We start from the raw sequence: 25,260 nt of genomic DNA, 5'->3' as shown, positions 1-25,260 counted from the left end.
GGATAGAGTCTTTTCACTAAGCTGAATCTTATTCTTGTCATTAAAAAGAATCTTACAGTTAAGCAGAATCTTTTAGCAGAACACGGTCAGCATTAATAATGGTGAAGCCCGATGCATCTTCATTCTTTTCGACTTGCACTAAACCTTTAAAACCAATCTGCGACAACTTCTTCGCAAGGTGATCCGGTGCTGTTTCAAAAACAACATTCATAAAAGGTAAAGACTCAGCATCAACAAAACCATGCTCGTTAAACAGTTCCATTGCTTGAGATAAATGGTCTGAGTCGGTTAATTCGATAATTTCTACAACTTCTTCCAACAACATCTTCGATTCCATATTCGCCAGAAAGTGACTGACACAAGCACTTACGTTTTGCTCGCATACATCCCGATGCCCGAAGACACCCCTTTAGTAGTAGGGAGATCATAACATATTAATAATCGAAAAATATGTTTAATTTCCCTAACCTATTGGGAATATTAGAAAACAATAGAAACTGGAGAAGCATAGACAAGACCAGTTCGTCTCATCGAAAGCAACAGCCTGATTTGAGACAATCAAGCTACCGTAACTTGAGAATCGCCCGTTTCGACAATCGATTCCTTCAATAACCCGGCGTAAATTCCATTGTGTGCGACTAGCTGTTGATGATTACCTTGCTCAACAATTTCACCCTGTTCCAATACCAGAATCGTATCCGAGTGACGAACGGTACTCAAACGGTGTGCAATCGCAATCACGGTTTTTTCCTTAAACAGACGCTGCATCGCTTTTTGAATCAGGTCTTCGGTGATTGAATCTACCGAGCTGGTCGCCTCATCAAGCATCATCAATTGACCACCCTGTGCAACCGCTCTAGCAAACGAAATAAGCTGCGTTTGCCCCACAGACAAATTGGAGCCGTTCTTTTCCAAGTGGAAGTCATAACCTTGTGGCAATTGTTCAATAAACTTATCGGCATAAACATAGCGCGCTGCCTGCTCAACCTCAGTTCTAGATAAATGCGTTTTACCCAGCGCGATATTGAATTGGATTGTCTCTTCAAATAAGTGCACGTCTTGCATCATCATTGAGAACAAATGAGCAGAGTATTCGCTTGAGATCTGTGACAGCTCTATTCCATTCAGTAGAATGCTGCCTTCATAATCTTGGTAGGTTTTAGAGATCAGACGCAGAATCGTCGACTTGCCCGACCCCGTAGAACCGACAAGCGCGATTTGATGCCCTTTCTCCAATACAAACGAGACATTCTTTAGAACGTAGGGAGAGTCGTTTTTGTAACGGAAGCTCACGTTCTTAAACTCCAGGATCACAAACTGTTCGAGCTGTTTCTCAACCTTGTTAGATGGCAGCAGGTTGCGCCCTTCCTCTTCAGTCGGCTCAACAAACAGCTCTTCAATATGGTCAAAAGCCGCAAATGAGCTTTGAATAGAAGCAATCTGGGAAGTAAAGTCGCGAATTGGCACAAACACCTTTTCGAGTGTGTTGATGAATGCGATCAGCACACCCAATGTCAACGCACCCTCAATGACTTGCTCAGAACCATACCAGATCATAATTGCGATCGTGATTGAGGTGATACCAGAGATAAACGAGAACAAAATCGCATCGTATTTATTGATTTTCTTCTGTGCTCTCAGAAACTCATCAGTATAGCCTTGGTAGCGTTGTTCGACTTGCTCTTCCGCTCGATACATCTGAACGGTTTTCATACCAAATAGTACTTCCTGTAAAAAGCCAATACCGCGAGCGAGCGAAGAACGAGTCACCTTATACAAAGCACGAAGTCGGTTTCTCACATACACCGTCAAATACATCACTGGCGGCATGATAATCAACACAATCATCGTTAACTGCCAGTCAATGAAGAACATCATCACCAACAGAGCAATGGTATTGATGCTGTCTTTAACTAGACCTACAACCGACTGAACAAATGTCTCGCCGATGGTTTCCAAGTCACTGGTTAATCGTGAAAGTGTTACGCCAATCGGTGTGTTATCAAAATAGCTACGTGGCAGTTTAAGCACGCGAGCAAACAACACTGAACGCATGTCGGTTATCGTATATTGACCCGTTTTACGCAGGTTATATGAATAGATAGTATCCACCACATAACTCGCCACCAGAACTGCGACTAGATAGAAGACGTACTCGAGCAGTCCATCCATATCCCCATGGCTCAGATGTACATCAATCACTTGAATGATCAGCCAAGGAAACAATAAGCTTGTAATGACAGAGAGCGGAAGCATAGCGATGCCTAGAATCGCAGAGCGTTTGTATTTCTTAGCAAACTTAAAAAAGTGCTTGAGGTACTTGAGATCAACACCTTTTAACATGCTGCTGCCTCCGTTTCATTCTGCTGTAGTTGCCATGTATCGTAATAGTAATCACACTTTTTCAATAACGTTGCATGGTCGCCCTTCGCGATCACCTTACCTTCGTTCAACACGATGATTTCATCCATATATTCAAGGGCATTAACACGGTGTGAAACCACAAGTACTGATTGATTTTCCAAGCGCTTAAACAAGCCTTCCAAGATCTTACGTTCTGTTTCATAGTCGACAGCCGATAGAACGTTGTCCATGATGATCAGATCGGTGGGTTGTAATAAGGCGCGAGCAATACTTAAACGCTGCTTCTGACCGCCTGACAACATGATCCCTTTCTCACCGACTAAGGTTTGGTCACCATGCTCAAAACGAGTAACGTCACTCGCCAATTGGCTGAGCTCCAACACTTCATCAACCTGACTCTTTGCCAAGTCAGTATCTAAGCTGCCAAAGCGGATATTGTCCTCGACGGTTGCTGAAAACAGGAAAGGGTCTTGAGTCACGGTTTTCACGTAACGACGCAAGTCACTGCGTGAGAAACTAGTGATATCCCTTTCGCCAAGAAAAACCGAACTTTCTGGTACATCCAAGTGATGGTTCAAGCAGTTCACTAATGTCGTTTTACCCGCTCCGATTCCACCTAGCACACCCACTTTCTTACCAGCAGGAATATCAAAGCTGATGTCATCAAGAATCACACGCTCTTCACCCGAATAGCTGAAGCTGAGATTGCGAACGGAAAACGTTTTTCCCCTTAGCGATTCAACATCTAACTCAGTGAGCTTATCTTCATCAAGCTCGGGGACTTTGGCATTAAGAATGGTCTGTGCACTTTGAATACCCACCATGCCACGCTGATAGATGGTCGCGATTCTGCCAAGCTGCATCAATGGCATAGCGAGCAAAACCGAGTAAGTTAGGAAAGCAGTAATCTCACCAAGTGTGAGTTCCTGTCTCATCAACATGTAGCCACCTAGCCCAAGAATGATGATTTTCATCAGGTCATTGGCGTAGTCGAGTACCGGCATAAAGAAGACTTGAATACGTGTGATTTTAAGGCGGCACTCAAGCAATAACTGGTTAAGCTTTTCAGTTTCGGCTTTCACCCAAGGTGACATCTGCTGGCTCTTAATCAAGTCAATCCCAGACAGGTAACTCATTAATTGAGCAGACAGGTTTTGTAGACGCTTCATGTGCTCTAAATGCAGCGCTTTCATTCGCTTGAAGCCCACACGGAAAATCACAAAAGCGATTGAGATAGGAATGATCGAATACAGTGTGAGTTCTGGCGATATGCGCCACATGTAAAGAGGCGTCAGCGACAACGCAAGCAACGCATTAAAGAACTGCAAGAAGCCGACACCAAACAGCAAGCGAATACCACTGAGGTCATTATTGATAATCGAGATCAGTCGACCTGAAGCAAAACGTTCATGGAAACTGCTCGGTAAGCGATTCAGCTTTTGTAGAAGTGTACTTTTGAGCGCTGCTTCTGTAATTCGCCCCGGATTAAGCGCATAGATACGAGACAGAATTCTCACCACCACCATGGCGACAGACATGCCGACTACAATCCAAACATAGCTTTGCAGTTGCTGATGGCCAGTTGAAGAAGCGTCATCAATCAAATCTATCGCCAATTGGATATAACGAGGGATCTCTACTTGCAACCAGTTGACGAGAAAAATGAACACAATCGCTAGTAAGTACGAGGTGCGATTCATGCGCAGATAATGGGCAATAAACTGTCTTTTATTCATAGTATTCTTTGTTTAGGGCAGGCTCACAGCGAGAACTAGCGATATGACCGGACATCTAAGCTAGATAGGGTCATCACTGAGGTAAAGATACATCAAAAACACTTAGTTGACAATATCAACCATATTCAATAATTGATTACCGCTATTACATTTTAGCATTGCTAGAAACAACTTTGCCGCCAAAAATGGCGGCAAATATCTGATTATATGAAAAATTCGCTTTAAAGAATAACGTCTACCTGCCCGTTTTCAATATCCACTAAACGCTTCACTTCACTTCCCATCGCTGATGGATACCATACCTCTACCCAAACTCTATCGACATGATTAGGAAGAAGCAGTGTCGTAGAAAAATCAATGTCCTCATTTATCGGTGTTCTCAACACTTGTGAGGTGTAATCGACAACCTCTCCATTAAAATCAGTGTAGATGCTCATAAAGCCTCGGGAGCTCTGTGAACTTGCCACATCAACGCTCACGGTAACTTCCCTTTCAGTCGAAAAATCGAAGCCTTCTGGGATAGAGAGCTCTACCGAACTCAAAGACTGTTGTGCAGGTGCAACGCTAGAGGTAACCGCGCTACTTCCTCCAGCTGGTGCATTACTTGGTGGAGTCACAGAACTTGGAGCTGAAGCGCTACTGCTACCACCACCTCCCCCGCCACCACAAGCTGAAAGGAAGACAAGAGACACGCTACTCAGTATTAGTTTGATTGTTTTCATAAATCCTCCTTGATTAGTCTTCTGTTGACCAAGTTTTGTCTGAAGTCGGGTTTTGGTACCAGGTTGGTTTCGCTGAACCTCCTGAGGTCGCCCATTCGGCAAAATCAGGATACGCCTCACTAATATCAATGTACTCTGATGGATGATTCCAAGGAGATGAAATTAAGATACCCCAAGGCATATTTTGCGTAGTTCGATAGTATTTATCACTAGATGGGTCTGAATCGTCTTGCGCGATGCCATAGAAATCACTCACTAACGTGCCACGAGACGTTGGTGGTAAGTCTGCGGTATGGATTTCTAAATCTTTACCCGGAGATGTAGAGAAACTGTCACCGTGGTAATAACCAGCTCCCGCACCAAAGATGAATGGGTCGAAGCCACTTAATGGCATCAGTGAACTCACTGTCGGCTCGCTTCCAGAAGCAAACGGTAGAGAAATGCTGAACGTCATTTGGTCAGCTTCTAACGTCGGGCTACAAGAAGGATTAGTGCGGTGGAACATGCACTCACCGTGAATCGGAAGATCATTTTTTAGGTTCAACGAAGCGACAACAACGAGGTCTCCTCCTGGCGATGCAACATTTTTGTCCTCACCTGTAAACGGCGAGATATTTACTCGAGTCGCGCCATTCTTTTGCACTCGAGCCGTTTGAAGATCAACATCTGACTCATCGAAGCCATCAAGCTTCCATCCTAGTCCATTACCATAAGAAGCACCGTAGGCCATTATGGTTCCCGTAATATCCATTCGAAGCACTGCGTCATCTTTACTTAAAATGGTAGTGCGGTAGTAAACCACGACGTCATTTAAGTCAAAGTCACCAACTTCTGGCCAATTATCTTCGAACGCCGCTGTGTAGTAATTTGAATGTTGGATAGTAGTTCCTGGGTCAGTTACATTGAAAACATAATCCTCTACTTCGCCATCGCCTACATAACCATCACTTGGAATGTTCGGGCTACTTGCTAGGCGGAAGCGAGTTTGAACGACACCAACAACTGCATCATCACCAACACGAATCGGAACAACTTGACTACCATCCACTACTGCATGATTTGTCAGTATTTGCTCGTCATCAGCGAATGCCCCATCCATGTCCCAATCAGCCCACGCTTGAAGATAACCACTTCCCACAACATTTACGTTGATTAGGCTATCCAGCCCTATCTCTAGGTTAGATAACAAAGTAATACCGTCGTCATCATTCCCGCCAATATCCAAATCATCGCCATTTGATGACGCACCGGGTTGTCCATCGGTATCTGCATCAATACTCGCGCCTAGATATAGTATTGAAGAGACCGCGTGCTCAGCACCATTACTTGCCTGCAATGTGCCGTAACTATCAGGAGCGTCTCCGAAATCAGATTCATCGGAGCTTTCAATTGGAGTGGTGAATCCGGAGAGATCCCAGTTGCCATCGAACGCGGAAAAAATGGGATTTGGGAAACTACTACCGCTTGTCGTCACCGTTTCAAATTGTAGGGTGACAATCGAGGTGTTTTTGAACGTAAATTTAACCGCCCCTGAAGTATCGGTTTCGGAGTAATTTGTACCCGGCCCACTGAACAAAACCGAATCTCCATCTTCGCTTTCCTCAGCGGTTAAACTCGCGCCAGCAGAACCTGTTTGATAGCTGTAAAAACCTTCACTTTTAAACACACGAACTTGCTCTGATTGAACGGGTTCGCCATCAATGTCATATCCAATCATATCGAACTCTGGAACGATATAAGGTTCTGAAAACGTGCCAGATAACCCGTCAGTTCCGTCATAAAATTCGAATGTATAGATAAGGCCTGCTGCGCCCGCAGAATTCGTTTGATAAAGGAAACCAATGTCTCCGTCTGGCTGATCCGGGCCTTCTTTATAATCGGGCGTGTGGAATAAAAACGTAGCATCACCAAAAACTTCACTGCTCACTTTCGCATCTATCGTTTTTCCATTGTGTGTGCCCACATTCAAAAAATGAATGACCGTGCCATCGTAAGAAGGGCCCGCCCAAGTGCTCAAATTTGTTGATTCAATATGGTTAGAAAAGTCTAGATCAACGGACGTTGCATAGAGAGGGGCGCTGACTGCCGCTGTGATAAGGTAAATAACCTGTCTGTATTTCATAATAAACCTCTACTTTATCTTCGCTAAGGCGAATTCCTTGAAAAGTACTTGAACTCAAAACGGCAGATTAAATAAACGTGATTCAAACAAGTAAATGGTGGAACGAATCAAGTGCTGGTCTATTAGTGTTGATGCCGAGTAAACAAGCTGCATATTCAATAAAGCAAAAGGGAAGCCAAGTTTTCGTGCAAGTGAAAGATAAGGATAAGAACATGAAAATAAAGGTTAATTTTTGTTTTTAACTTTTCAAACTGAGGCTGATGAGTCATATATTCAAAATAGGAATCAATTTGAAAGTCTGTTAGATACATCAACGTTCTATGCTGTTTGGAAACCGGATAAGCTGTTTAAGGGCTGGAGGCGTTTTGCTTAAAACTCAAACTACGATGTGTTTGGTCAAGTAAAGGGGTAGGTATTATTGTTCGTTCATGGTTAGCGAGACTGTTTAAAAATATTCTACTTTTAAACAGTCTCGATTTATTAAAAGGGTTATAGCATTTCTTTTGCGATGAGATGTAACAAAAAGGTTTCACGTTCAATGCTCATGCCCTTTTTAGGGCTCTCGGCCATGGTCTTCTCGTTATGGGCAATTGCCTCATGAATGTTAATCCACACCGGCTTCATCCCGTTTTTCACTTCATAATCTTCGTAAGCCGTTTCACCTAGCTCACGATCAATTTTGCATGAGTAGCAGTAAGAGATCATATGCATCATATCCGCATCGTCTTTATACCAAGGACGGAACTCTTCAAAAATACCAAACGGCTTAATGCTATGGATATTCTTCGCGCCTGTCTCTTCTTCGAGTTCACGCACCATACCAGCAATCACATCTTCACCTTCATCCAAACCACCACCAGGAATGGTGTAGTCGTGATAACGCTCTGTATAGAGCATCAGAATGTCTTCTCCATCTAATACAATGGCGCGGGCAGCGTTGCGCTTATAGACCGTTTTATTGTCTAGATGGTCGATATCAGGGTGGATGGTTGTTTTTAGGTGTCTCATGATTCTGACTGCTCTACTGAATTTGGCGGCATCATATCATAATCATCAATAGATTCGAGGTTCTCCGTCCCCCACAAGAACACATACCCTCTGCTTTTGATCGCTGTTCGCCCACGGCTATCGAGTCAAAATAACCATCAAGTAGCGCCTTAATGACGGAGGCCGTTCCTGCTATAACATCAGCTATGTCAGCTTGATCAAACACTCAAAAAGCACTTAAAAATAGCGAAATATCAACCTATTTCAATATCTTGACCAAATTAGGACAACCTTTTCTGAAATCTAAAATATACTAATTTCATAGAGCTTCTAATCTGGTTCTGTAGAACTTAACGCATTCGATTATAGAGTTATCACAAAGGAGATAAACATGAAGAAACTTGGTTTGATGGCTGTATGTGCCGTTGTATTAGGCGGTTGTGCAAACGACTATGCAGAATATAGCGAAGGCCAACGTGTTTCAGTCGCTAACCCAGCCGCGGTTTATTGTGTTCAACAGGACGGTGAATTAGACACGGTTACTGAAAACAATCAGCGTACAACTTACTGTGTATTCGATGACGGTGAACGTATCGAGCAATGGGAGTACTACCGCAATAACCATGAGCAAGAAACTGAAAAGTAATAACTTCTATTACAAGTTTCCAATATCAACGCTTTAAAACCCTCCCCCTTAAAAATTCAATTATGTTACGTAAACTGCCTGCCATAAGGCAGCGGTTTACCGTACACACACACCAATTGAACGCTGTTTTATTTCTGACATAGCTCTGACATTAGCCTAACCTAGGCCGATAGAATGCCTGCCCGTTACAAATATTTACACATTGAATTACTATGAAAAGCCAACCTAAAACCAATGAACAAACTCCAATGTCGTTTGAACTGCCAGAGTTCACCCTTTCCCAGTCGACATCTCAAGTGATCTACAAACGATGCCAAACAGCTCTCGTTGTTTTAGCGATAGGCATTGTCGCAAACCTTGCACTTCGAATTGATTTTGTATTGTTGAATGGCAATGTTGGTGAGATCTCGGCGACCGAGATGCTGCAACAGTTACTGCTTATCGTGACATCTGGCTCTTTTGCTTATTTAGCAAGAGAGAAGCGCGAAGTTAAGCACGCAGCTCTTCTTATCAGCGCATTCTTCGCGGTGTTGTTCATTCGTGAAATGGATTTTTGGTTCGACAAGATCGTACATGGTGCATGGGTTGTCCCTGCCCTATTGGTTGCTGGCAGTGCAATTTTCTATGCGATTAAGAATGGTAAAAGAACCATTGATCAGCTTGCGCTTATTCTTGCTTCCCCACACATGAACTTACTAGTTACTGGCGTAATGCTACTGTTGGTGTTCTCTCGTCTATTTGGCATGGGCAGCTTTTGGCACAATGTTATGGGCGATGATTATGTTCGCGTGGTTAAAAACATCGCAGAAGAAGGCACTGAACTTTTGGCTTACTGCCTGATTGCGTTTGCGAGCTTAAAGACCGTTATTGGCATCACGAGAAAGAAATAAACATCTATCGCCACCAGCGATGTGTGTGATCCGATTCCGGGTCTAAATAACGATTCAATAAAGTCAGGTTAGTATCTAGTAGAGCTAGGTATTCCCTGACTTTTTTTATGTCGGTACCCACGGAAGTCTGCTGGATACAGCCCTCCAATACTGGGAGTAAGCTGTCGACGATGTCAAAATGAGACGCCCCCTCTACTAAGGCCTTTACAGCTATCAGTGCCTCCAACGACAGTCTTTCAGGCTCCCTCCTAACTAACTCCAAATCTCGCTTGAATGTACCCGTAGAAACACCTTCAAGATAAACTCGATAGGTTGTCAGCACATCCATCAACAGAAACAATTGCCCTTGAGTATTTTGATGAGGATATGGCACCGCAACATGAGCTTCTAGCTGAGGATCGATTTGTAGTTCCACCCCAAGTGCAGAGCACTTCTCGACCAAAACCTTAAGCAAGCCTTGTTCGTCCATTAGTGATTGGATCTCGAAAATACGTTGTAAATGGTAGTCATTCGAAACGAACGTCACCTTCACACTCTGCCCACGGGTAAACAGTCCACTTTCAATCATCTCTGAAGCTAAGTTCTGAATGTTCTCAACCGTATTTGTCGAGTTCTGCTCAAGCAAAATCGCCCCCAAGGAAAACGGATATTCTCGCTGGCTTTCCAGAATTCGAAAATACTGGTGCATTGCATCCGCTTCAGAGGTGGTTTGACCTTTTGTCACCCCACCACAAAATGCAACACCCGTTTTCTGAATAGACTCTTCTGCCAAAGGCCCCGCCAGATACTCCACCAAAGCATCAACTCGACTGATGCCTTCATCAGTCAATTTATTCCCATTAAGTCGCTTACCTAGCACAATAAGGAGGTGATTAATGCTCATTTTATGTTCAAGTCTCGTTTTAGTGATTAGATGGAGTGAATTATGTATACAATAGTTCTTAACAAAAGTATTTTTAAATTCCTAAATGTAGCTCGCAATAATGCTCACTATTGATAGCAACATCTTAAGGTACACAAGAATCAACGTGCAGCTATAAAGCAAAAATAGCACGGTCTTGTATTTCATCGAACTACACGCTTGTTAACATTAATCTCATTGAAAGAATACGCTCACTCAAAGAAGTGAGGTTAACAAAAGATATACTTTAACCAGAGTTCGTTCATCGAACCGTCTTCACAGGAAGTTACTATGCTGTCTATTTTTGATATCTACAAAATTGGGGTTGGCCCGTCCAGCTCCCACACAAATGGACCAATGATCGCTGGGTTTAACTTTACCCAAAAAATTGATGCTCAGCTTAAGCAAGTGAAGCGTATTCAAATCGACTTATATGGCTCGTTATCATTGACGGGTATTGGTCACCACACAGACAGAGCAACTTTGTTAGGTTTGCTCGGTAACCGCCCCGACACCATTAAGATTACCAGTGCTAACCAAGCAATGCGTAAAGCGATTGAAGATAAATCTCTACTGGTTAGCGGTAACCATGAAATTCACTTCGATGTAGAAAACGATTTACTCTTCCATAAAACTAATCTTCCGCTTCATGAAAATGGCATGACAATCTCAGCCTTTGACGCAAGCGGTAGTCTTCTAGATATGGAAACGTACTACTCAATTGGTGGTGGCTTTATCGCAACCGCTGATGAGCTACAAAACGGCAAGCAAGAAGCAGAAACACAAGTTGAGTTCCCTTTTTCTTCTGCCGACCAATTACTTGAATTGTCAGAACAGCAAGGGCTTAGCCTTGGTGGCTTAATCCTTCGCAATGAAGTGTCTTTTCAAGGCATGGACGTGATTGACCAAAAAGCCGACCAAATCTGGAAGGTGATGTCTCTGTGTATGCAGCGTGGCTTTGATACTGAAGGTATTCTTGATGGTGGACTAGAAGTCACTCGTCGAGCGCCAGCTCTTTTGAAAAAATTGGAAGCGAATGCTTCGATTGAAAATGATCCAATGGAGATCATGGATTGGATTAACCTGTTTGCCTTTGCTGTAAGTGAAGAAAACGCAGCGGGTGGCCAAGTGGTAACATCTCCAACCAATGGTGCGGCTGGCGTTATTCCTGCGGTATTAATGTACTACCACCGTTTCATTAAAGAGCTCGACACTAAGCAGCTGAAAGACTTCTTGGCAGTCTCTGGCGCTATCGGCATCCTATACAAAACCAATGCTTCAATTTCTGGCGCGGAAGTAGGTTGTCAGGGTGAGGTTGGCGTATCTTCATCAATGGCTGCTGCTGGCTTAACCGCTTTGCGCGGTGGCAGCAACGAGCAAATCTGTATCGCAGCTGAAATCGCAATGGAGCACTCTCTAGGCATGACATGCGATCCGATCGGCGGGCTTGTTCAGGTGCCATGTATCGAGCGTAACGCAATGGGTGCAATGAAAGCCATCAACGCATCACGTATGGCTCTAAAACGCACCAGCAAGTGTCTTATCTCGTTAGACAAGGTTATCGCAACCATGTACCAAACAGGTAAAGACATGAACAAGAAGTACCGTGAAACGTCTTTAGGTGGTTTAGCGGTGATCCACATGGCGCCACCGTGTGAATAGCTAGTTGCGGTGACCAATTAAATGCGGTGACCAGTTAGATGCGGTGACTAGCTAGATGCGATGAATAGTCGAGATACAGAGAATAGTTGAAACGCAATACATCGCTGACACGCATGACGAGGCATCACCTCACTCAGAACCGTTATTGTAAACTTAGTTTTCGATATCCAAACAAAGGCCAGCCACCAAGCTGGCCTTTTTATTGGCTAAAATCCAACAGCCAATTGAAAGTGATACTCACTTGAACATTTTATAAGATGACCAATGTTAACTTTTCCTTTATCCGTTCATTACTTAGCCACAAATGAAGGTAGCTAAATTTCTCACAGTTATGCATCCATTATCAAAATCTAACATTGCAAATTTCATTCATGAGAAATATCAATGCACTCATAAGAAAAGGTATATCGAGTAAAGTTCTGTTTGGGATGCATGTTTCATTTTATGTATTGCTAGTGATGGTATTATAATTAGGTTATTACACTACATCTTAATACTAATGTGAGAATAAAATAATGTGGAATAGATTAAACAAATCAATGATGTTCTGCCAAATGATGTTTGGACTTTCGTTCTATGGCGTCATGGTGATCTTGACTCGTTTCTTCCTTGAAGATCTTAACTACAATGAAGCCGACACAATGATGGTTGTTGGTGCTTTCTCTGCAATCGGACCGCTATTTGCTATTGCAGGTGGCTTCATCGCCGACAAATTTTTAGGCGCATACCGATCGTTGACCATTGCCTTTCTAGGGTTCGCAAGTGGTTATGCTCTACTGGTACTCGGTGCCGCGGCGACCAATGTTCCAATGGCATTATGTGGTATTGCTTTAGCGAGTTATGCGCGTGGTTTGATGTCCCCTTCTTACCCAAGTCTTTACAAACGCACGTTCAAAACTCAGGAAGATTTCGAAAACTGCTATCCTATCAACTACTCAGTCAACAATATTGGTGCGCTTTTAGGCCAGTACTTGTTCCCGATGCTAGTGCTTGTTGTTGGTTTCCACGGTGGCTTCCTTCTTTCGGCTGCTCTAGCAGGTGCTGCACTTCTGATGATGCTCTTTGTTCGCAAAGGCCTTGTTGGAGCAAGTGCTGAAATCGACCAAAAACCAGTAAGTACTAAACATTGGGCTGCATTCCTTGGCCTTTCTGCTGCAATGATTGGCTTGGTATTCTTCATGTTTTCTAACATGGATATCGGCCAGAACATCGTATACGCAATTGGTGGTGCAGCGATCATCTACTTTGTCTCTTTGATGATGAAATCGAAGAAGTCAGACATGCTGAAGATGGGTACGATCTTAATCATCACATTCCTGACGACATGTTTCTTCGTGTACTACGGCCAAATGATGACGTCGATGACAATGGTTGCAATCAACACAATGCGTGGCGATCTATTCGGCTTCATCCCAGTAGCCCCTGAAGCGTCAATGGCAATGAACCCACTTTGGTGTATGGTTGCAGGCCCTATCATTACGGGCATCTTCTCTAAACTAGAAAAGAAAAACATTCATTTCTCTACCGCAACCAAAGTAGGTTTCTCTTTCATTCTGACGGCGATCGCTTTCGGTATCTTAACGATGGCAGTAACAACCGTTGGTGAAGATATTCTGATTCGCCCTGAAGTGTTCTTAGCAATCCACTTCTTCCTAGCATTTGGTGAGGTTATTGTTGGTTCTATGGTTGTAGCATTCATTCTGTCTGTTGCACCTAAGCACATCGAGAACTTCTCAGTAAGCTTATTCTCTGTCGCAATCGCACTATCAGGCATTGTTGGTGCTGTATTCTCAACGTCTATTGCACTTGAGAAAGGCCAAGAGATCACACAAGAGATCGTTCAAACGGTTTACGGTGATTACTTCCAACTACTAACTATCCTAGCGGTAGTAATGGTTGGTATCGCAATGGCAGCATCGTTCATTATTCGTAAGATGCTAGACGCTGCGAAAGCCGCTGATGAAACGATTGAACTAGAGCAAGCAAACAGCTAATAACACTCTTATTCAACAAGCTCGTTCATCAAGCCCTTTAGTTTTCTAAAGGGCTTTTTTGTCGATATGGGTATCAAGATAAATAGATGTCAGGATTGGTAGGTAACTAGATGGAGGTTCAGGTTACGTTGCGCTGTGTAAATAAAGGTAAATGATAACCATTAGTATTGAGTGTTTTCCTGTTCAGGATTATGATGTGAAAATCAAAATCTAAGAGAGCCTTATATGAGCAAGCCTAGCCCTATCACATTAACCGTTACTCAAACCTCAACCATTACACCGAATATGCAACGTATAACGCTTAGCGGTGAAGGATTAAGTAAGTACCCAACCGAATGTGCCGGCGGCTACATCAAGCTTTTGTTCTCGTCACTCGGCACCACTGATTTAAGCCAACTGAACGAAGGTGAGCGCCCAACCATGCGCACTTACACCATTCGTCAATACAACCCAGTAGAAAAGTGGATTGAGGTTGATTTCGTACGCCACATCACCACAGATCTGCAATGTGGCTTTGCTGCAAGATGGGCAATGAACGCAGAAGTAGGTGACACGGTTTCAGTGGCAGGCCCTGGATTAATTCAAGGGCTGAATCTAGAATCGGATTGGTTCTTCTTGGTGGCAGACATGACGTCGCTACCTGCGCTCTCTGCCAAAGTAAAAACACTTCCGGAACACGCAGCAGGTCACGCTGTCATTCAGATCAATTCAGCAGCAGACAAGCAAGCACTTGAAGTACCTCAAGGTATAAAAGTCACTTGGTTAATTAAAGATGAAACTGAAGAAACACTTTCACAAACAGTTCGCAACACAGAATGGTTAGAGGGGCAGGTTTCAGTATGGACGGCGTGTGAATTTGAGAGCATGCGCGAACTAAGACAGTACTTCCGCAACGAAAAAGAAGTCGCGAAAGAGAACATCTACATCAGTAGTTATTGGAAACGTGGCGTCACTGAAGATGGCCACAAAGTGTTGAAGCAACAAGATGCTCAAGCTTTAGCTGGTTAAGTCTGCTATACCAATCACAGTAAGTAAGTGTTCAGAAATAGCGCAGAAAAAAAGCTTGAGAACAAGGCTGAATTTTTCGATAAGTAGTTATTCTACAATCAAAAATTCTAACGAAGTTATCAAGTTTTTTAACAAGCTAGGATGACCAGTTATTTGCTACGATTGGTATTACTACATACATCTTTTTGCTAGATAAATAGAAAACGCCCTTAGCGAAGTTCATCTCGTTAAGGGCGTCTTAGTTTGAATCCGATGAAAATCAAAGTCTAAGTGTAAAATTAAATACTCTCCCCCACTTCAATCTCATAACCAAGATCTAGCTTCGCGACCCATTCATTGTTGCCTTGCAAACGCGCTACAACTTGCTGTGCTGCGACTTTACCGATCTGCTCCCTAGGTGTTACTACAGTCGCTAAACGCGGCGTCATCGCCACGGTGATGTCGTGTCCGTGGAAACCTGCAATCGCCATCTGCTCTGGTACTTGAATACCACGTCGTACACATTCGTAAAAAGCACCAATGGCCAAATCATCGTTAGTACAAAAAATGCCATTCACTTCAGGGTGCTTCTCAAGTAACTCGCCAATCAGTTTTGCACCAAGAGTAAACGAGGAAGCGTCTTCCGTTTGCAGCGTTACTGGCGTTTTGTCGGCTTCTTGCATCGCATGCTCGTAGCCTGCCATTTTCAAGCGAGTACGCTCATCCATTCGAGCCGCTAAGTAAGCAATATTAGTGCGCCCTCTATCGAGCATGGTTTTGGTCATCGCTCTTGCCGCTTCGAAGTTATCAAAGCCGACGGCTTGTTCAATTCTTGGAGACACCGAATCCATAATCTCAATCACTGGGATAGAAACGGTTTGGAGCATTTTACGCGCTCTATCGGTGTGCACGTTTTCTGAAAGGATAATCGCGTCAACGTTGTAAGAAAGCAGCGAAGCGATGCTCTGCTCTTCCAGTTCTGCACTATAGCCATAGTGAGCAATCATGGTTTGGTAACCCGCAGGCGCGGTGACTTGCTCAATACCACGAATAACTTCAGCAAAAACTTGGTTAGTTAACGAGGGGACCAAAACACCAATCGCATTGCTTTTTGCGTTGGAAAGAATGTCTGGTGCGCGGTTAGGGATATAACCTAACTCGTCTACTGCAGCGCTGATCTTATCTCGCAGTGCTTCTGATACTTGAGAAGAGTCTCTCAGGCAGCGACTGACGGTCATTTTGGTGACACCAACTAAGTTGGCAACATCTTGTAATGTTGGACGTTTTTTCTTATTCGACATAATTAGTAATTATTATTTTTGAGTTATGTTACTGGTAACAGTGTATCCGACTGACGTGGAATTTGAAGCCTAATTTAGTAAAATGTTGATACAGCGTCAAAATTACAAACGCCCTCTTGTTGAGGGCGTTATTGATTGTTTAAGCGTTTACTTTTACTTCAGTTCTCGGAGACTGACTCCAAGTGACATGGAATTTTTCGGCTTCCTCTCTATCGACTCGCGAATAGGTATGAGAACCAAAATAGTCACGTTGCGCTTGCAATAGATTCGCTGGTAACACTTCACAGCGCAGAGAATCAAAGTAGCTTAATGCAGAACTGATCCCCGGCATCGGCACACCATACAAAGCGGAGTTAGCAACGGCGATACGCCAAGCAAGCTCACGCTCTTCCACTTGTTTGATGAAAACCTCGTCAAACAACAGGTTCGCCAGCTCACCATTTTGTTGATAAGCCGATGTAATACCTTGTAAGAATGCTGCACGAATAATACAACCTGCTCGCCAGATCTTAGCTATTTGAGTGAAATCGAGATTCCACCCCTCTTTGTCTGACGCTGTCTTTAATAAATCAAAGCCTTGTGCATAAACAGACAGTTTGGCGCAATACAAAGCATCATGAAGCTCAGAAATAACCTCTGTTTTATCCAACTGACTCGCATCGGCAACATTGCCTTTTAGCAGTTTGCTCCCTTGAATACGTTGTGATTTTTGACCGCTCATCGCACGTGCATAAACCGCTTGAGCAATGGTTGGGGTTGGACACCCTTCTTGAAGGCTGTTAACTGCTGTCCACAATCCCGTGCCTTTCTGCCCTGCTTTATCAAGTACAACATCAACAAATGGTTTACCCGTAGCCAAATCTTCTTGTTGAAGAATGTCGGCACTGATTTCCATTAAGTAGCTATTAAGTACACCGTTGTTCCACTGTTCGAAAACTTGGCCAATCTCTTGAGCTGGCATTTCAAGTACATCACGCATGAAATGGTACACTTCGCAAATAAGCTGCATGTCGGCATATTCAATACCATTGTGTACCATTTTCACATAGTGCCCTGTACCAGAAGGACCAACATACGCAGCGCATGCTTCACCCGCTTCAAACTGACCAACCGGTAGCCCATTAGCATCCACTTTTGCAGCAATCGCTTCCCACATCGGTTTCACATATTGCCAAGCTGATTGGTCGCCACTCGCCATCAGCGCAGGGCCAACACGAGCGCCTTCTTCACCACCAGAAACGGCGGTGCTAAAGAAGCGCAGTTTGCCTTTGTAGCTCACTTCGCGTGCCTCGGTATCTGTCCATAAGCTGTTACCTGTATCGATAACAATGTCGTCATTTTCTAAGCCAGCATCAAGCAAGCTATTCACGACGATATCGACAGGTTTTCCAGCAGGAACCGACAAAGCGATTACACGCGGCTTCGCGAGCCCTTGCAGCACATGCTCAAGGCTAGTCCCTTGTGTGAACTGACCTTTACCAGTAAACGATTCATTAAGCAGCTTTGCTTCTGAATTTGCACGTTCAATGTTGTCAGCGTTTAAATCAAAACCCGCGACGTTGAATCCATTGTCGAGTAGGTTCAACGCTAAGCTTTTGCCCATCACACCCAAACCAATCATCGCGATGTCGTTTTTTAACTGAGTCATGGTTTAGCCTATCTGCTTAATTTGTTTGAGTGCACTTTCTACTACCTGTTCGACATCTTGTGAGATATCAACAAACAACGCATCAGCTTCATTCGGTTCAACCAAGGTTGCGAACTGGCTTTTCAACATTTCTTGACCATTGAAGTAATGGTTCTCGCGCGCTTTATGGCGGTTCCAAATGGTGTCGAAGCTACCCTGTAGGTACACGATAACTAAACCTTCATTATTCTTTCGTAGAATGTCGCGATATTGAGATTTCAATGCAGAACAAGCAATCACAGCACTTGGCTGTTCGATATATTGCTTATTCAGTGTTTCTAGCCATCCTTGACGATCTTCGTCAGTCAGCGGAATACCTTGACGCATTTTTTCTACGTTGCTTTGCGGATGGAAGTCATCGCCATCAAAGAATTGAAGCTCTAAAGCCTGTGCGATACGGCTACCAATTAGGCTTTTCCCGCATCCAGATACGCCCATCACGAGTATTTTTTTGCTTTTCATAAGGCAAGCCTTCCCTAAGCCCCAACCAAAACAGGGGCTGACAATCGAATCTAATAGTTAAACTTGTGTTGTTGTTGATAGGTTCCTGAACGTTAAATTCGCTCTGGAACCTTTGCTGTTATTGCCACCAAAGCGCGAGCTGAGGAAAGATAATAACCAGTGCCAGCACCAATACTTGAAGTGCAATGAACGGCAGTAGTGAAGAGAAAATCTCACCTAAGCTGATGTCTTTTGGTGCTACCGATTTCAGGTAGAAAGCCGCGGGACCAAATGGTGGTGACAAGAACGACACCTGCATGTTTAGACAGAACACAACGCCGAACCAAACTGGGTCGAACCCAAGGCCAGTAATGATTGGAACGAAGATTGGCATTGTTAGAAGTGCCACACCTACCCAGTCAAGAAACATGCCTAGAACCAGTAAGATAGCCATCATGATTAATAGCGTTACTGTCGCGTTACCACCACTGAGCGCAAGGATGGTTTCTTCAACAAAATCAATACCGCCCATCAGGTTGTAAATACCAACCAATGCACTAGCACCTATACCAATCCACATGATCATGCCGCAGGTACGCATGGTTGCGATGGCACTCTCTTTCAGCATGTTGAAATTCAACTCACCACGGATAAGCGCACTGATCATGATACCAACCACACCCAAAGCCGAAGCTTCTGTTACTGAAGCGATACCCGTGTAGATACTACCTAGAACTGTTGCTACAGAAAGCAGTGGGAAGAACAGAGCCTTGAAGTAGCTTGGCTGATTTGCGATATCTTCTTCTGTCTCATCATCACTCGGAAGAGGAGCCAGAGAAGGATTCAGCTTACAGCGAATCAACACGTAGCCGATGTAACAGCCAGCAAGAATAAACGCAGGTAAGAAAGAAGCTTTGAACAGGTCGCCAATCGATACGCTGGCTGTCATACCGTAGATGATCAGTACGATACTTGGCGGAAGCATGGTACCAAGTGCGCCACCTGCACAGGTTGTACCGATAGCAAGCTTACGGTCATAACCTAAACGAAGCATTTGTGGCAGTGCCAGAATACCCAGTAATACCGTTTCACCCCCGATAACACCGGACATGGAAGCCAATAGAACCGCGACTAATAAGGTTTGTACTGCCACACCACCACGTACTTTACGGCCGACAGATTTCATTGCATCAAACAAATCGCGAGCAATGCCCGAACGGTCTAATAAAGCCGCCATCAAAACGAACATCGGTACTGCTAAGAACACATAACCAGAAGCAAAACTGTAAGTACGGCTTGCGATCAAAGGTAAGGCATCAGGGCCAAACCAGCATAGAGTGAAGAAAATCGCGACAAAGCCTGTTACGAACGCTAGCTGCATACCGGTCAGTAGCAAGCCAATCATCATAACCAGCATGAGCAAGCTGCCCCATGCGATACCAATAGAAGATAAATCAAACATCGTTATTCTTCCTTAGACCCATCAACTCTTGGATTAGGTGCAATACAAACTGGACAACAAGAACACACAAAACGACAAAAATCAGGCCTTTCAGCAGCGCAGGATAAGGCGCGTTTAACACTGAACCTGATGTTTCAAGGCGGAATTCACCCCATGGTGCAAACCATGCTTCCTCTGCGGTGAAGTAAGCCGCATAAGCGAGCATGCCAGCAAAGGCCAAACCCACAATGTGGTGAACAAGATTAAGATATTTGCGTGCTTGGTTAGACACTGAATCGTAGATAAGAACCACACGTACATGCTTATTCGCAGCAAACGCGTAGATGCCACCAATAATGAATAAAGAACCACCGATGAAAGAAGCTGTTTCATGTACCCATGTGGTCGGGGCATCGAATGCGTAACGCATCACAACTTCATAAAATGAAATCAATACAGTAAAGATAAAAAACCAGCTCACGAGATTACTGAACTTTATAACAAAACGATCAAGCGCATTTCTTGGTTGCTCGTCGTTTTCAGCTGGGGCATGGGGAGTTTTGTCTGTCATGGGCCAAATTTCCTGGGAGAATACGGGAGAGCAATGCCCTCCCCCGTCAGTAAACTAAGTTTAAATTACAGTAAGCCGTTTTCTTCTAGGAACACAGTCACTGAGGTGTAAACTTTCCCTGCGTTATCAGAACGCTCTGCAAATACTTTCCATTGGCCTTTCGCGATTTCACGGAACTTCTTACGCTCTTCTTGAGACCAATCATGGATAGTGATTTCTGGGTTCGCTTGAGCTTCTTTCAGTGCCGCTTGGTCAGCCATTTTCAGCTGAGTCGTCATGTCGTAAGAGAAGTCACGCACTGATGTTTGCAGCATTGTTTGTAGATCAGCTGGCATCTTGTCCCATTTCTTCTGAGAAATAGAGATATCGATAAGCGGTAGTGAATGGAAACCCGGTTGAACTGGATGTGTTGCAATGTCGTTCATGCCCGCTTTTTGGTTGGTAGAGAATACCGTGTAGTCCGCTGCATCAATTACGCCTTTGCTTAGGCCAGTAAATACTTCAGAACCTGGCAGGTTTACTGGAGTCGCACCCGCGGCTGCAAATACTTGTTGTACTAGGCCTTCAGGCGCACGCAGTTTAAGACCTTTAAGATCCGCTACACCGTCGATTGGCTTTTTAGAAATGAATGATTCAACGCCGGTTGTTGAAGCACCAACGAACTGAACACCGTAAGGCTTGTACAGTTCAGTCATTAGCTCATTACCACCTCCGTAGTTCATGTACTGAAGCAGCTGTGTTGTGTCTGACCATGCACCAACCATGTTACCGATAAGACCAAAAGCTGGATCTTTACCAGAGAAGTAACCTGTTGCTGTGATGTGACCATCTAGGATGCCCATTTTGATCGCGCCTAGCGTTTCTGTGTGCTTAACCACAGCACCAACAGGAAGTAGATCGATATCGATACGTCCGTTAGACATCGTTTCTACGCGCTCGGCCCACTTCTGCTGAACCTTGAAGTTCAAATCACCAGATGGATCTGAAGATTGAATCTTAAGTTTAAAGTCTGCAGCCATTGCTGAAGTAGCAAATAGACCAGTGAGGGAAGCGGCAATCAGCGTTTTAGTCAGAGCTTTCATTTGGGTATCCTTATGAGTTTCACAGAGTCCGGCTTGTTATTATATGTTACCGGTAACGTTGAGGTGGATGTTACCGGTAACTTTACAGCCTTGTCTATGAGAAGGATCACATCTTTAACATTAGTAAAACGTTTGCTATCAATAAGGGCAATGTGACTGAAAAGTCACATTGTAAGTAGGGAAGGAAAGGAAAAAACCTTTTAAGTCAGTGATATAACTAAGCCGGCAATAATAAAAGAGACACCTACACCGCGAGTGACGTGCCACTTTTCCTTTAAAAAGTAGATCCCCATCACTACGCCGAAGATGATGCTTACTTGCCTTAGAGCGACAACCAAGCTGACATTTTCAGTCATGGTCATCGCAAATAATACGAGGCCATAGGTCGAAGCCATCATGATGCCAGCAAGTGTTGCTCTTTTACGCAATAACCAAGCATTATGAAATTCGATTTTTTGATTCGACACGAGCAGCCACAGGCTCAGTGGAATCACAATCGCCCAAAACTGAATGCCTAGATAGAAAATCGCGGTGTGCTTGTTAGTTATAACTGTTGTGCTCAAAGGATCGAGTAACAGAAGCGCTTCTTTATCAATGATGGAATAGCCCGTGGTACCAATGGCCGCGATCAACGCCCACAGTACGCCAAGGTTGAGATACGCTTTTAACCTAAGATCTGAAAACTGCTTAATTGGTACAAACAAGCAGCCTAATGTTATTAAAGTGAACCCAATCCATTGATTCGCCGACAATTCATAGCCTATCAACACCGTGCCTAAACCCACCATCAACACGGGCAGTGCTCTTGCCATTGGGTAAATCACTCCGATATCAGCTTGTTTGTAGGCCGCGCCTAACCCAATCAAATAGATGATTTGACAGATCCCACTCAAGAAAACCAGTTGCCAGAATGGAAGTGAGATATTTGATAGTCCTACACTGTGAACATACCAGAGCAAGTAAGGTGTCAATATCGCGGCAGCGGCAAAGCCAGAGGCTAAGAAGAATGACGAACCCGATCCTTGATTAGACTTACCTAAAACGTTCCAACCCGCATGAAGCAGAGCCGAAATGATCACGATGACAATGGCAGAGAATTCCATTTCATTCCTAAATTATTGATGAATTAGCACAACGGCTGACAACAGGTGATAAAAAAGGCCTCCGAATAAGAGACCTTTGAGCGTTTCAATTGGGCAATCCTGCATAATTGCAGGTATGCCAACGTTATAACGTATGACTAGCGCTCTAGCTGTGCGATCGACTCAATGCTGATCGCGTCATGACGCCAATATTCAATATCGCAATCAATCAAATCACCGTCTTGATTGTAATTAACACGCTCAACCACCATAGCCGGAGAGCCAGAAGTCGCACGCAGGGCTTGCGCGGTTTCGCCAAGCAAAGACGTTGTGCTCACTCGGTAACGGATCTTCTGATACACCACGCCAAAGTGCTCACGGTAGATGTCCGTCAACGATTTAGACAAGTCATAATCAAGCAAATTAGGGAACAGCTCAGGTCGAATGTAGTTGGTCACATACACAACGGGTCTGTCTTCAAGATAACGAACTCTGTCTACTCGATAAACATCCGAAAAAGGTTGCAGCTCAAGAAGCCTAGTTGCTTCCTTGGTCGCTAACATGCCTTTCGCCGCCACCAACTCTGTTTTCGGCTTACGATTCTGCGACAAAGCCATATTCGTGAAGTTCAGCGTTTGTGTTGGATCGTAGCGCAGTGGCGCAGGAGAGATAAACCAACCACGTCGGTCTTCTCGATAAATACGCCCTTCCGCTTCAAGTGAAGACAAGGCTTCACGTAACGTAACTCGTGTTGTATCAAACGATTCAGCCAGTTTTCGCTCCGCAGGCAGCTTCTGTCGTGGTGTTAACATCCCCGACTCTATCTGCTCTACGATGACATCTTTGATTTTTACGTACTGCACTTCATTTCCTTTTATTCTTGTTCTTGTCGTCAGCCACTCCTTGGCCAACTGCAATATAAAATGGTTCGCTAGCGTTTACGCCAAGCTTGGGTGCGCTTCTCGAATAACTTGTTGATTAACATATGAATCAACTTCGCGCTCGCTGCCGATATCATGATCATCACCGCCATGGCAGCTGCTGCACCCGTTTGCCCCGCATCATCCATATTCAGTACTGAAACTGACGCAGGTATCGTATCGGTAGAATACAAGAATACTACCGCAGATGTCGTGGTAAGTGCATTAATAAACAGGTATGTCGCAATATCTAAAATCGCAGGCAGACAAACGGGTACCGTCACCTTAAAGAACAGCTTGTATTGCGGTAGGTTAACCGAAGCCGCCGTCGCTTCTATTTCCTCAGGCAGCTGTTTTAATGCGGTTAACGCTGTCATGTGGCCGACTGTGTAGTAGTGAACCACCGTATTAATCACCAAGAACGCCATCGTGCCATACAAGAAGTTGAGTGGGTTACTCAAGTCATTGAAGTAGAAGATATATCCCAAACCCAACACCATACCCGGAACAGCCATCGGTACCACACTGAGCATTTGCATTGTTTGACGAACAGGACCGAAGGCGCGGCCTTTCTCAATGCAATACGCGCCTAAGAAAATCAATACGGTACCGATGATCGCAGTCCAAGAGCCGAGGGTTAAAGAGTTGAAAAATGGCGTCCAACCATAAGTACTCATCTCTGCGAAGTTATAATTATTTAGCGTTAACGTTTTATTCCAAGGCCAGAAAGTGACCATAGATCCGTATATCGCCATGCCTAGCACAATAACAACAGCAGCAGAGATGATCGTGCAATAAAAGAAACACATGCCATCACGTAGAGTGTTTGGCTCTGGTTGGTAAGCGACGGAGCGAGTATCAAACAAGCTCTTCTGTTTCTTTTGAACCCAGCGGTCAACGGTAAACGCAAGCAACGCAGGCAATAGCAATAGGATGCTGGTCACCGCGCCCATAGAGAAATTCTGCTGCCCTACCACTTGTTTAAAGATGTCTGTCGATAGAACGTTATAACTGCCTCCAATCACCTTTGGCACACCAAAGTCACAAACCACCAGCGTAAACACAACGATCAGAGTGCTGATCAAACCATACTTTGCCGCTGGTAACGTCACCATGAAGAAGGTTTTTAGCGATGAAGTATTGAGTGCACGTGCCGCCTCATACAGACGAGCGTCAGACGTTCTTAACGAAGTGGTAAGAATCATCAAGGCATGTGGAAACGTCCAGAATATCAGGCCCAGTGAGATACCAATCAAGCCATAAACCGAGTTGCCACCCAAGACTTCTTTAGCGATACCTTGGTTACCAAATAAGAAGATCAAACTGATGGCAGGAAGCAATGAAGGAGCAAGAATCGGCGCTGAACCCAACACCTGAAAAAGCCCCTTGAAAGGCATACATGAACGAGTCAACGCATAGGCATAACCAAACGCTAATACACCCACGACAACCGTTACTAACAGCCCAAGCGTAAACGTGTTACCTACCGACTGCCACAGGCTTTGAGAAGCAAAATACGTTGCGAAATTCTGTAATCCTACAAATTCTCCGTCTGCATTCTGAACGCTTTTTTTCAACATTGCCCACAGTGGCATCAGGATAAACAGCGTCATGACCACAGACAAAAAGGCCAACAGCCCAAACAGAATTACGTTGTCTTTACTTAATCGAGCAAGAAAAGGCTGTACTCGTCGTTGAATTAGCAGCTTAGATTGCATCATTTG

General features: G+C 44.2%; 21 protein-coding genes. 5 read left to right on the top strand and 16 right to left on the bottom strand.

The window, feature by feature from the left end; translation table 11 throughout:
- Positions 1 to 58: 58 nt before the first annotated feature.
- From AACT19_RS03335 to AACT19_RS03310, 6 genes are all read right to left on the bottom strand, one after another.
- Entirely contained in the window at positions 59 to 325 is a 267-nt protein-coding gene (locus AACT19_RS03335; RefSeq protein WP_076645221.1) for a hypothetical protein, read from the bottom strand.
- Positions 326 to 558: 233 nt separating this feature from the next.
- A complete protein-coding gene (locus AACT19_RS03330; protein ID WP_076645219.1) occupies positions 559 to 2,343 on the bottom strand; it encodes an ABC transporter ATP-binding protein in 1,785 nt (594 codons plus the stop codon).
- On the bottom strand, positions 2,337 to 4,100 hold the full coding sequence (locus AACT19_RS03325; RefSeq protein ID WP_076645217.1) for an ABC transporter ATP-binding protein: 1,764 nt from the start codon (positions 4,098 to 4,100) through the stop codon (positions 2,337 to 2,339). The genes AACT19_RS03330 and AACT19_RS03325 overlap by 7 nt, the downstream gene beginning before the upstream one ends.
- Before the next feature lie 221 nt (positions 4,101 to 4,321).
- A complete protein-coding gene (locus tag AACT19_RS03320) occupies positions 4,322 to 4,822 on the bottom strand; it encodes a hypothetical protein (protein WP_076645215.1) in 501 nt (166 codons plus the stop codon).
- A gap of 13 nt (positions 4,823 to 4,835) precedes the next feature.
- Complete coding sequence (locus AACT19_RS03315; protein ID WP_076645213.1) at positions 4,836 to 6,944, bottom strand: LruC domain-containing protein; 2,109 nt, start codon at positions 6,942 to 6,944, stop codon at positions 4,836 to 4,838.
- 489 nt (positions 6,945 to 7,433) lie between these two features.
- Complete coding sequence (locus tag AACT19_RS03310) at positions 7,434 to 7,952, bottom strand: NUDIX hydrolase (protein WP_076645211.1); 519 nt, start codon at positions 7,950 to 7,952, stop codon at positions 7,434 to 7,436.
- Positions 7,953 to 8,322: 370 nt separating this feature from the next.
- Between AACT19_RS03310 and AACT19_RS03305 the strand changes: the two genes are divergently transcribed.
- Positions 8,323 to 8,577 carry a putative hemolysin gene (locus tag AACT19_RS03305; protein WP_076645209.1) on the top strand — a complete coding sequence of 85 codons (255 nt, stop codon included), beginning with the start codon at positions 8,323 to 8,325 and terminating at the stop codon, positions 8,575 to 8,577.
- Between the two features lie 212 nt (positions 8,578 to 8,789).
- A complete protein-coding gene (locus AACT19_RS03300; protein WP_017081259.1) occupies positions 8,790 to 9,467 on the top strand; it encodes a hypothetical protein in 678 nt (225 codons plus the stop codon).
- 4 nt (positions 9,468 to 9,471) lie between these two features.
- On the opposite strand, the gene AACT19_RS03295 is transcribed toward AACT19_RS03300, so the two are convergent.
- A complete protein-coding gene (locus AACT19_RS03295; protein ID WP_076645207.1) occupies positions 9,472 to 10,350 on the bottom strand; it encodes a YdcF family protein in 879 nt (292 codons plus the stop codon).
- A 309-nt stretch (positions 10,351 to 10,659) separates the two neighbouring features.
- On the opposite strand from AACT19_RS03295, the gene AACT19_RS03290 reads away from it, so the two are divergent.
- The 3 genes from AACT19_RS03290 to AACT19_RS03280 all read left to right on the top strand — a co-directional run bounded on the left by AACT19_RS03290 (position 10,660) and on the right by AACT19_RS03280 (position 15,032).
- The gene (locus tag AACT19_RS03290) at positions 10,660 to 12,030 is read left to right on the top strand and encodes an L-serine ammonia-lyase (RefSeq protein WP_076645205.1); all 1,371 of its coding nucleotides are present in this window, start codon (positions 10,660 to 10,662) and stop codon (positions 12,028 to 12,030) included.
- A 515-nt stretch (positions 12,031 to 12,545) separates the two neighbouring features.
- The gene (locus AACT19_RS03285) at positions 12,546 to 14,024 is read left to right on the top strand and encodes a peptide MFS transporter (RefSeq protein ID WP_076645203.1); all 1,479 of its coding nucleotides are present in this window, start codon (positions 12,546 to 12,548) and stop codon (positions 14,022 to 14,024) included.
- Positions 14,025 to 14,249: 225 nt separating this feature from the next.
- Complete coding sequence (locus AACT19_RS03280; RefSeq protein ID WP_076645201.1) at positions 14,250 to 15,032, top strand: siderophore-interacting protein; 783 nt, start codon at positions 14,250 to 14,252, stop codon at positions 15,030 to 15,032.
- Between the two features lie 278 nt (positions 15,033 to 15,310).
- Here the strand turns inward: AACT19_RS03280 and gntR are convergent, their stop codons facing one another.
- The 9 genes from gntR to AACT19_RS03235 form a co-directional block, all read right to left on the bottom strand.
- Positions 15,311 to 16,312 (bottom strand): gluconate operon transcriptional repressor GntR, encoded by a 1,002-nt coding sequence (gntR, locus tag AACT19_RS03275; RefSeq protein ID WP_017094990.1) that lies wholly within the window; start codon positions 16,310 to 16,312, stop codon positions 15,311 to 15,313.
- A 139-nt stretch (positions 16,313 to 16,451) separates the two neighbouring features.
- Positions 16,452 to 17,960, bottom strand: a complete 1,509-nt coding sequence (gndA, locus tag AACT19_RS03270) for an NADP-dependent phosphogluconate dehydrogenase (protein ID WP_076645199.1) — start codon at positions 17,958 to 17,960, stop codon at positions 16,452 to 16,454.
- A gap of 3 nt (positions 17,961 to 17,963) precedes the next feature.
- The gene (locus AACT19_RS03265; protein WP_076645197.1) at positions 17,964 to 18,461 is read right to left on the bottom strand and encodes a gluconokinase; all 498 of its coding nucleotides are present in this window, start codon (positions 18,459 to 18,461) and stop codon (positions 17,964 to 17,966) included.
- Between the two features lie 118 nt (positions 18,462 to 18,579).
- The gene (locus AACT19_RS03260) at positions 18,580 to 19,902 is read right to left on the bottom strand and encodes a TRAP transporter large permease (protein ID WP_065606581.1); all 1,323 of its coding nucleotides are present in this window, start codon (positions 19,900 to 19,902) and stop codon (positions 18,580 to 18,582) included.
- Positions 19,895 to 20,452, bottom strand: coding sequence for a TRAP transporter small permease subunit (locus AACT19_RS03255; RefSeq protein ID WP_017085449.1), 558 nt, complete (start codon positions 20,450 to 20,452; stop codon positions 19,895 to 19,897). Before AACT19_RS03255 ends, AACT19_RS03260 begins: the two co-directional genes overlap by 8 nt.
- Positions 20,453 to 20,517: 65 nt before the next feature.
- On the bottom strand, positions 20,518 to 21,534 hold the full coding sequence (locus AACT19_RS03250) for a TRAP transporter substrate-binding protein (RefSeq protein WP_009845626.1): 1,017 nt from the start codon (positions 21,532 to 21,534) through the stop codon (positions 20,518 to 20,520).
- A gap of 200 nt (positions 21,535 to 21,734) precedes the next feature.
- Complete coding sequence (locus AACT19_RS03245; RefSeq protein WP_076645195.1) at positions 21,735 to 22,637, bottom strand: EamA family transporter; 903 nt, start codon at positions 22,635 to 22,637, stop codon at positions 21,735 to 21,737.
- A gap of 137 nt (positions 22,638 to 22,774) precedes the next feature.
- Entirely contained in the window at positions 22,775 to 23,479 is a 705-nt protein-coding gene (phnR, locus tag AACT19_RS03240) for a phosphonate utilization transcriptional regulator PhnR (protein ID WP_010428770.1), read from the bottom strand.
- A gap of 68 nt (positions 23,480 to 23,547) precedes the next feature.
- On the bottom strand, positions 23,548 to 25,257 hold the full coding sequence (locus AACT19_RS03235; protein ID WP_410468421.1) for a putative 2-aminoethylphosphonate ABC transporter permease subunit: 1,710 nt from the start codon (positions 25,255 to 25,257) through the stop codon (positions 23,548 to 23,550).
- Positions 25,258 to 25,260: the final 3 nt, after the last annotated feature.

The sequence above is a fragment of the Vibrio sp. 10N.222.47.A9 genome (assembly GCF_963872585.1).
In the GTDB taxonomy this organism is placed as follows: domain Bacteria; phylum Pseudomonadota; class Gammaproteobacteria; order Enterobacterales; family Vibrionaceae; genus Vibrio; species Vibrio splendidus.
This window is presented reverse-complemented; position numbering and strand designations above follow the sequence as displayed.

Coding starts and splice junctions, on each gene's coding strand:
- AACT19_RS03335 (WP_076645221.1), bottom strand. CDS start 325: ATGTTGTTGGAAGAAGTTGTAGAAATTATCGAATTAACCGACTCAGAC.
- AACT19_RS03330 (WP_076645219.1), bottom strand. CDS start 2,343: ATGTTAAAAGGTGTTGATCTCAAGTACCTCAAGCACTTTTTTAAGTTT.
- AACT19_RS03325 (WP_076645217.1), bottom strand. CDS start 4,100: ATGAATAAAAGACAGTTTATTGCCCATTATCTGCGCATGAATCGCACC.
- AACT19_RS03320 (WP_076645215.1), bottom strand. CDS start 4,822: ATGAAAACAATCAAACTAATACTGAGTAGCGTGTCTCTTGTCTTCCTT.
- AACT19_RS03315 (WP_076645213.1), bottom strand. CDS start 6,944: ATGAAATACAGACAGGTTATTTACCTTATCACAGCGGCAGTCAGCGCC.
- AACT19_RS03310 (WP_076645211.1), bottom strand. CDS start 7,952: ATGAGACACCTAAAAACAACCATCCACCCTGATATCGACCATCTAGAC.
- AACT19_RS03305 (WP_076645209.1), top strand. CDS start 8,323: ATGAAGAAACTTGGTTTGATGGCTGTATGTGCCGTTGTATTAGGCGGT.
- AACT19_RS03300 (WP_017081259.1), top strand. CDS start 8,790: ATGAAAAGCCAACCTAAAACCAATGAACAAACTCCAATGTCGTTTGAA.
- AACT19_RS03295 (WP_076645207.1), bottom strand. CDS start 10,350: ATGAGCATTAATCACCTCCTTATTGTGCTAGGTAAGCGACTTAATGGG.
- AACT19_RS03290 (WP_076645205.1), top strand. CDS start 10,660: ATGCTGTCTATTTTTGATATCTACAAAATTGGGGTTGGCCCGTCCAGC.
- AACT19_RS03285 (WP_076645203.1), top strand. CDS start 12,546: ATGTGGAATAGATTAAACAAATCAATGATGTTCTGCCAAATGATGTTT.
- AACT19_RS03280 (WP_076645201.1), top strand. CDS start 14,250: ATGAGCAAGCCTAGCCCTATCACATTAACCGTTACTCAAACCTCAACC.
- gntR (WP_017094990.1), bottom strand. CDS start 16,312: ATGTCGAATAAGAAAAAACGTCCAACATTACAAGATGTTGCCAACTTA.
- gndA (WP_076645199.1), bottom strand. CDS start 17,960: ATGACTCAGTTAAAAAACGACATCGCGATGATTGGTTTGGGTGTGATG.
- AACT19_RS03265 (WP_076645197.1), bottom strand. CDS start 18,461: ATGAAAAGCAAAAAAATACTCGTGATGGGCGTATCTGGATGCGGGAAA.
- AACT19_RS03260 (WP_065606581.1), bottom strand. CDS start 19,902: ATGTTTGATTTATCTTCTATTGGTATCGCATGGGGCAGCTTGCTCATG.
- AACT19_RS03255 (WP_017085449.1), bottom strand. CDS start 20,452: ATGACAGACAAAACTCCCCATGCCCCAGCTGAAAACGACGAGCAACCA.
- AACT19_RS03250 (WP_009845626.1), bottom strand. CDS start 21,534: ATGAAAGCTCTGACTAAAACGCTGATTGCCGCTTCCCTCACTGGTCTA.
- AACT19_RS03245 (WP_076645195.1), bottom strand. CDS start 22,637: ATGGAATTCTCTGCCATTGTCATCGTGATCATTTCGGCTCTGCTTCAT.
- AACT19_RS03235 (WP_410468421.1), bottom strand. CDS start 25,257: ATGATGCAATCTAAGCTGCTAATTCAACGACGAGTACAGCCTTTTCTT.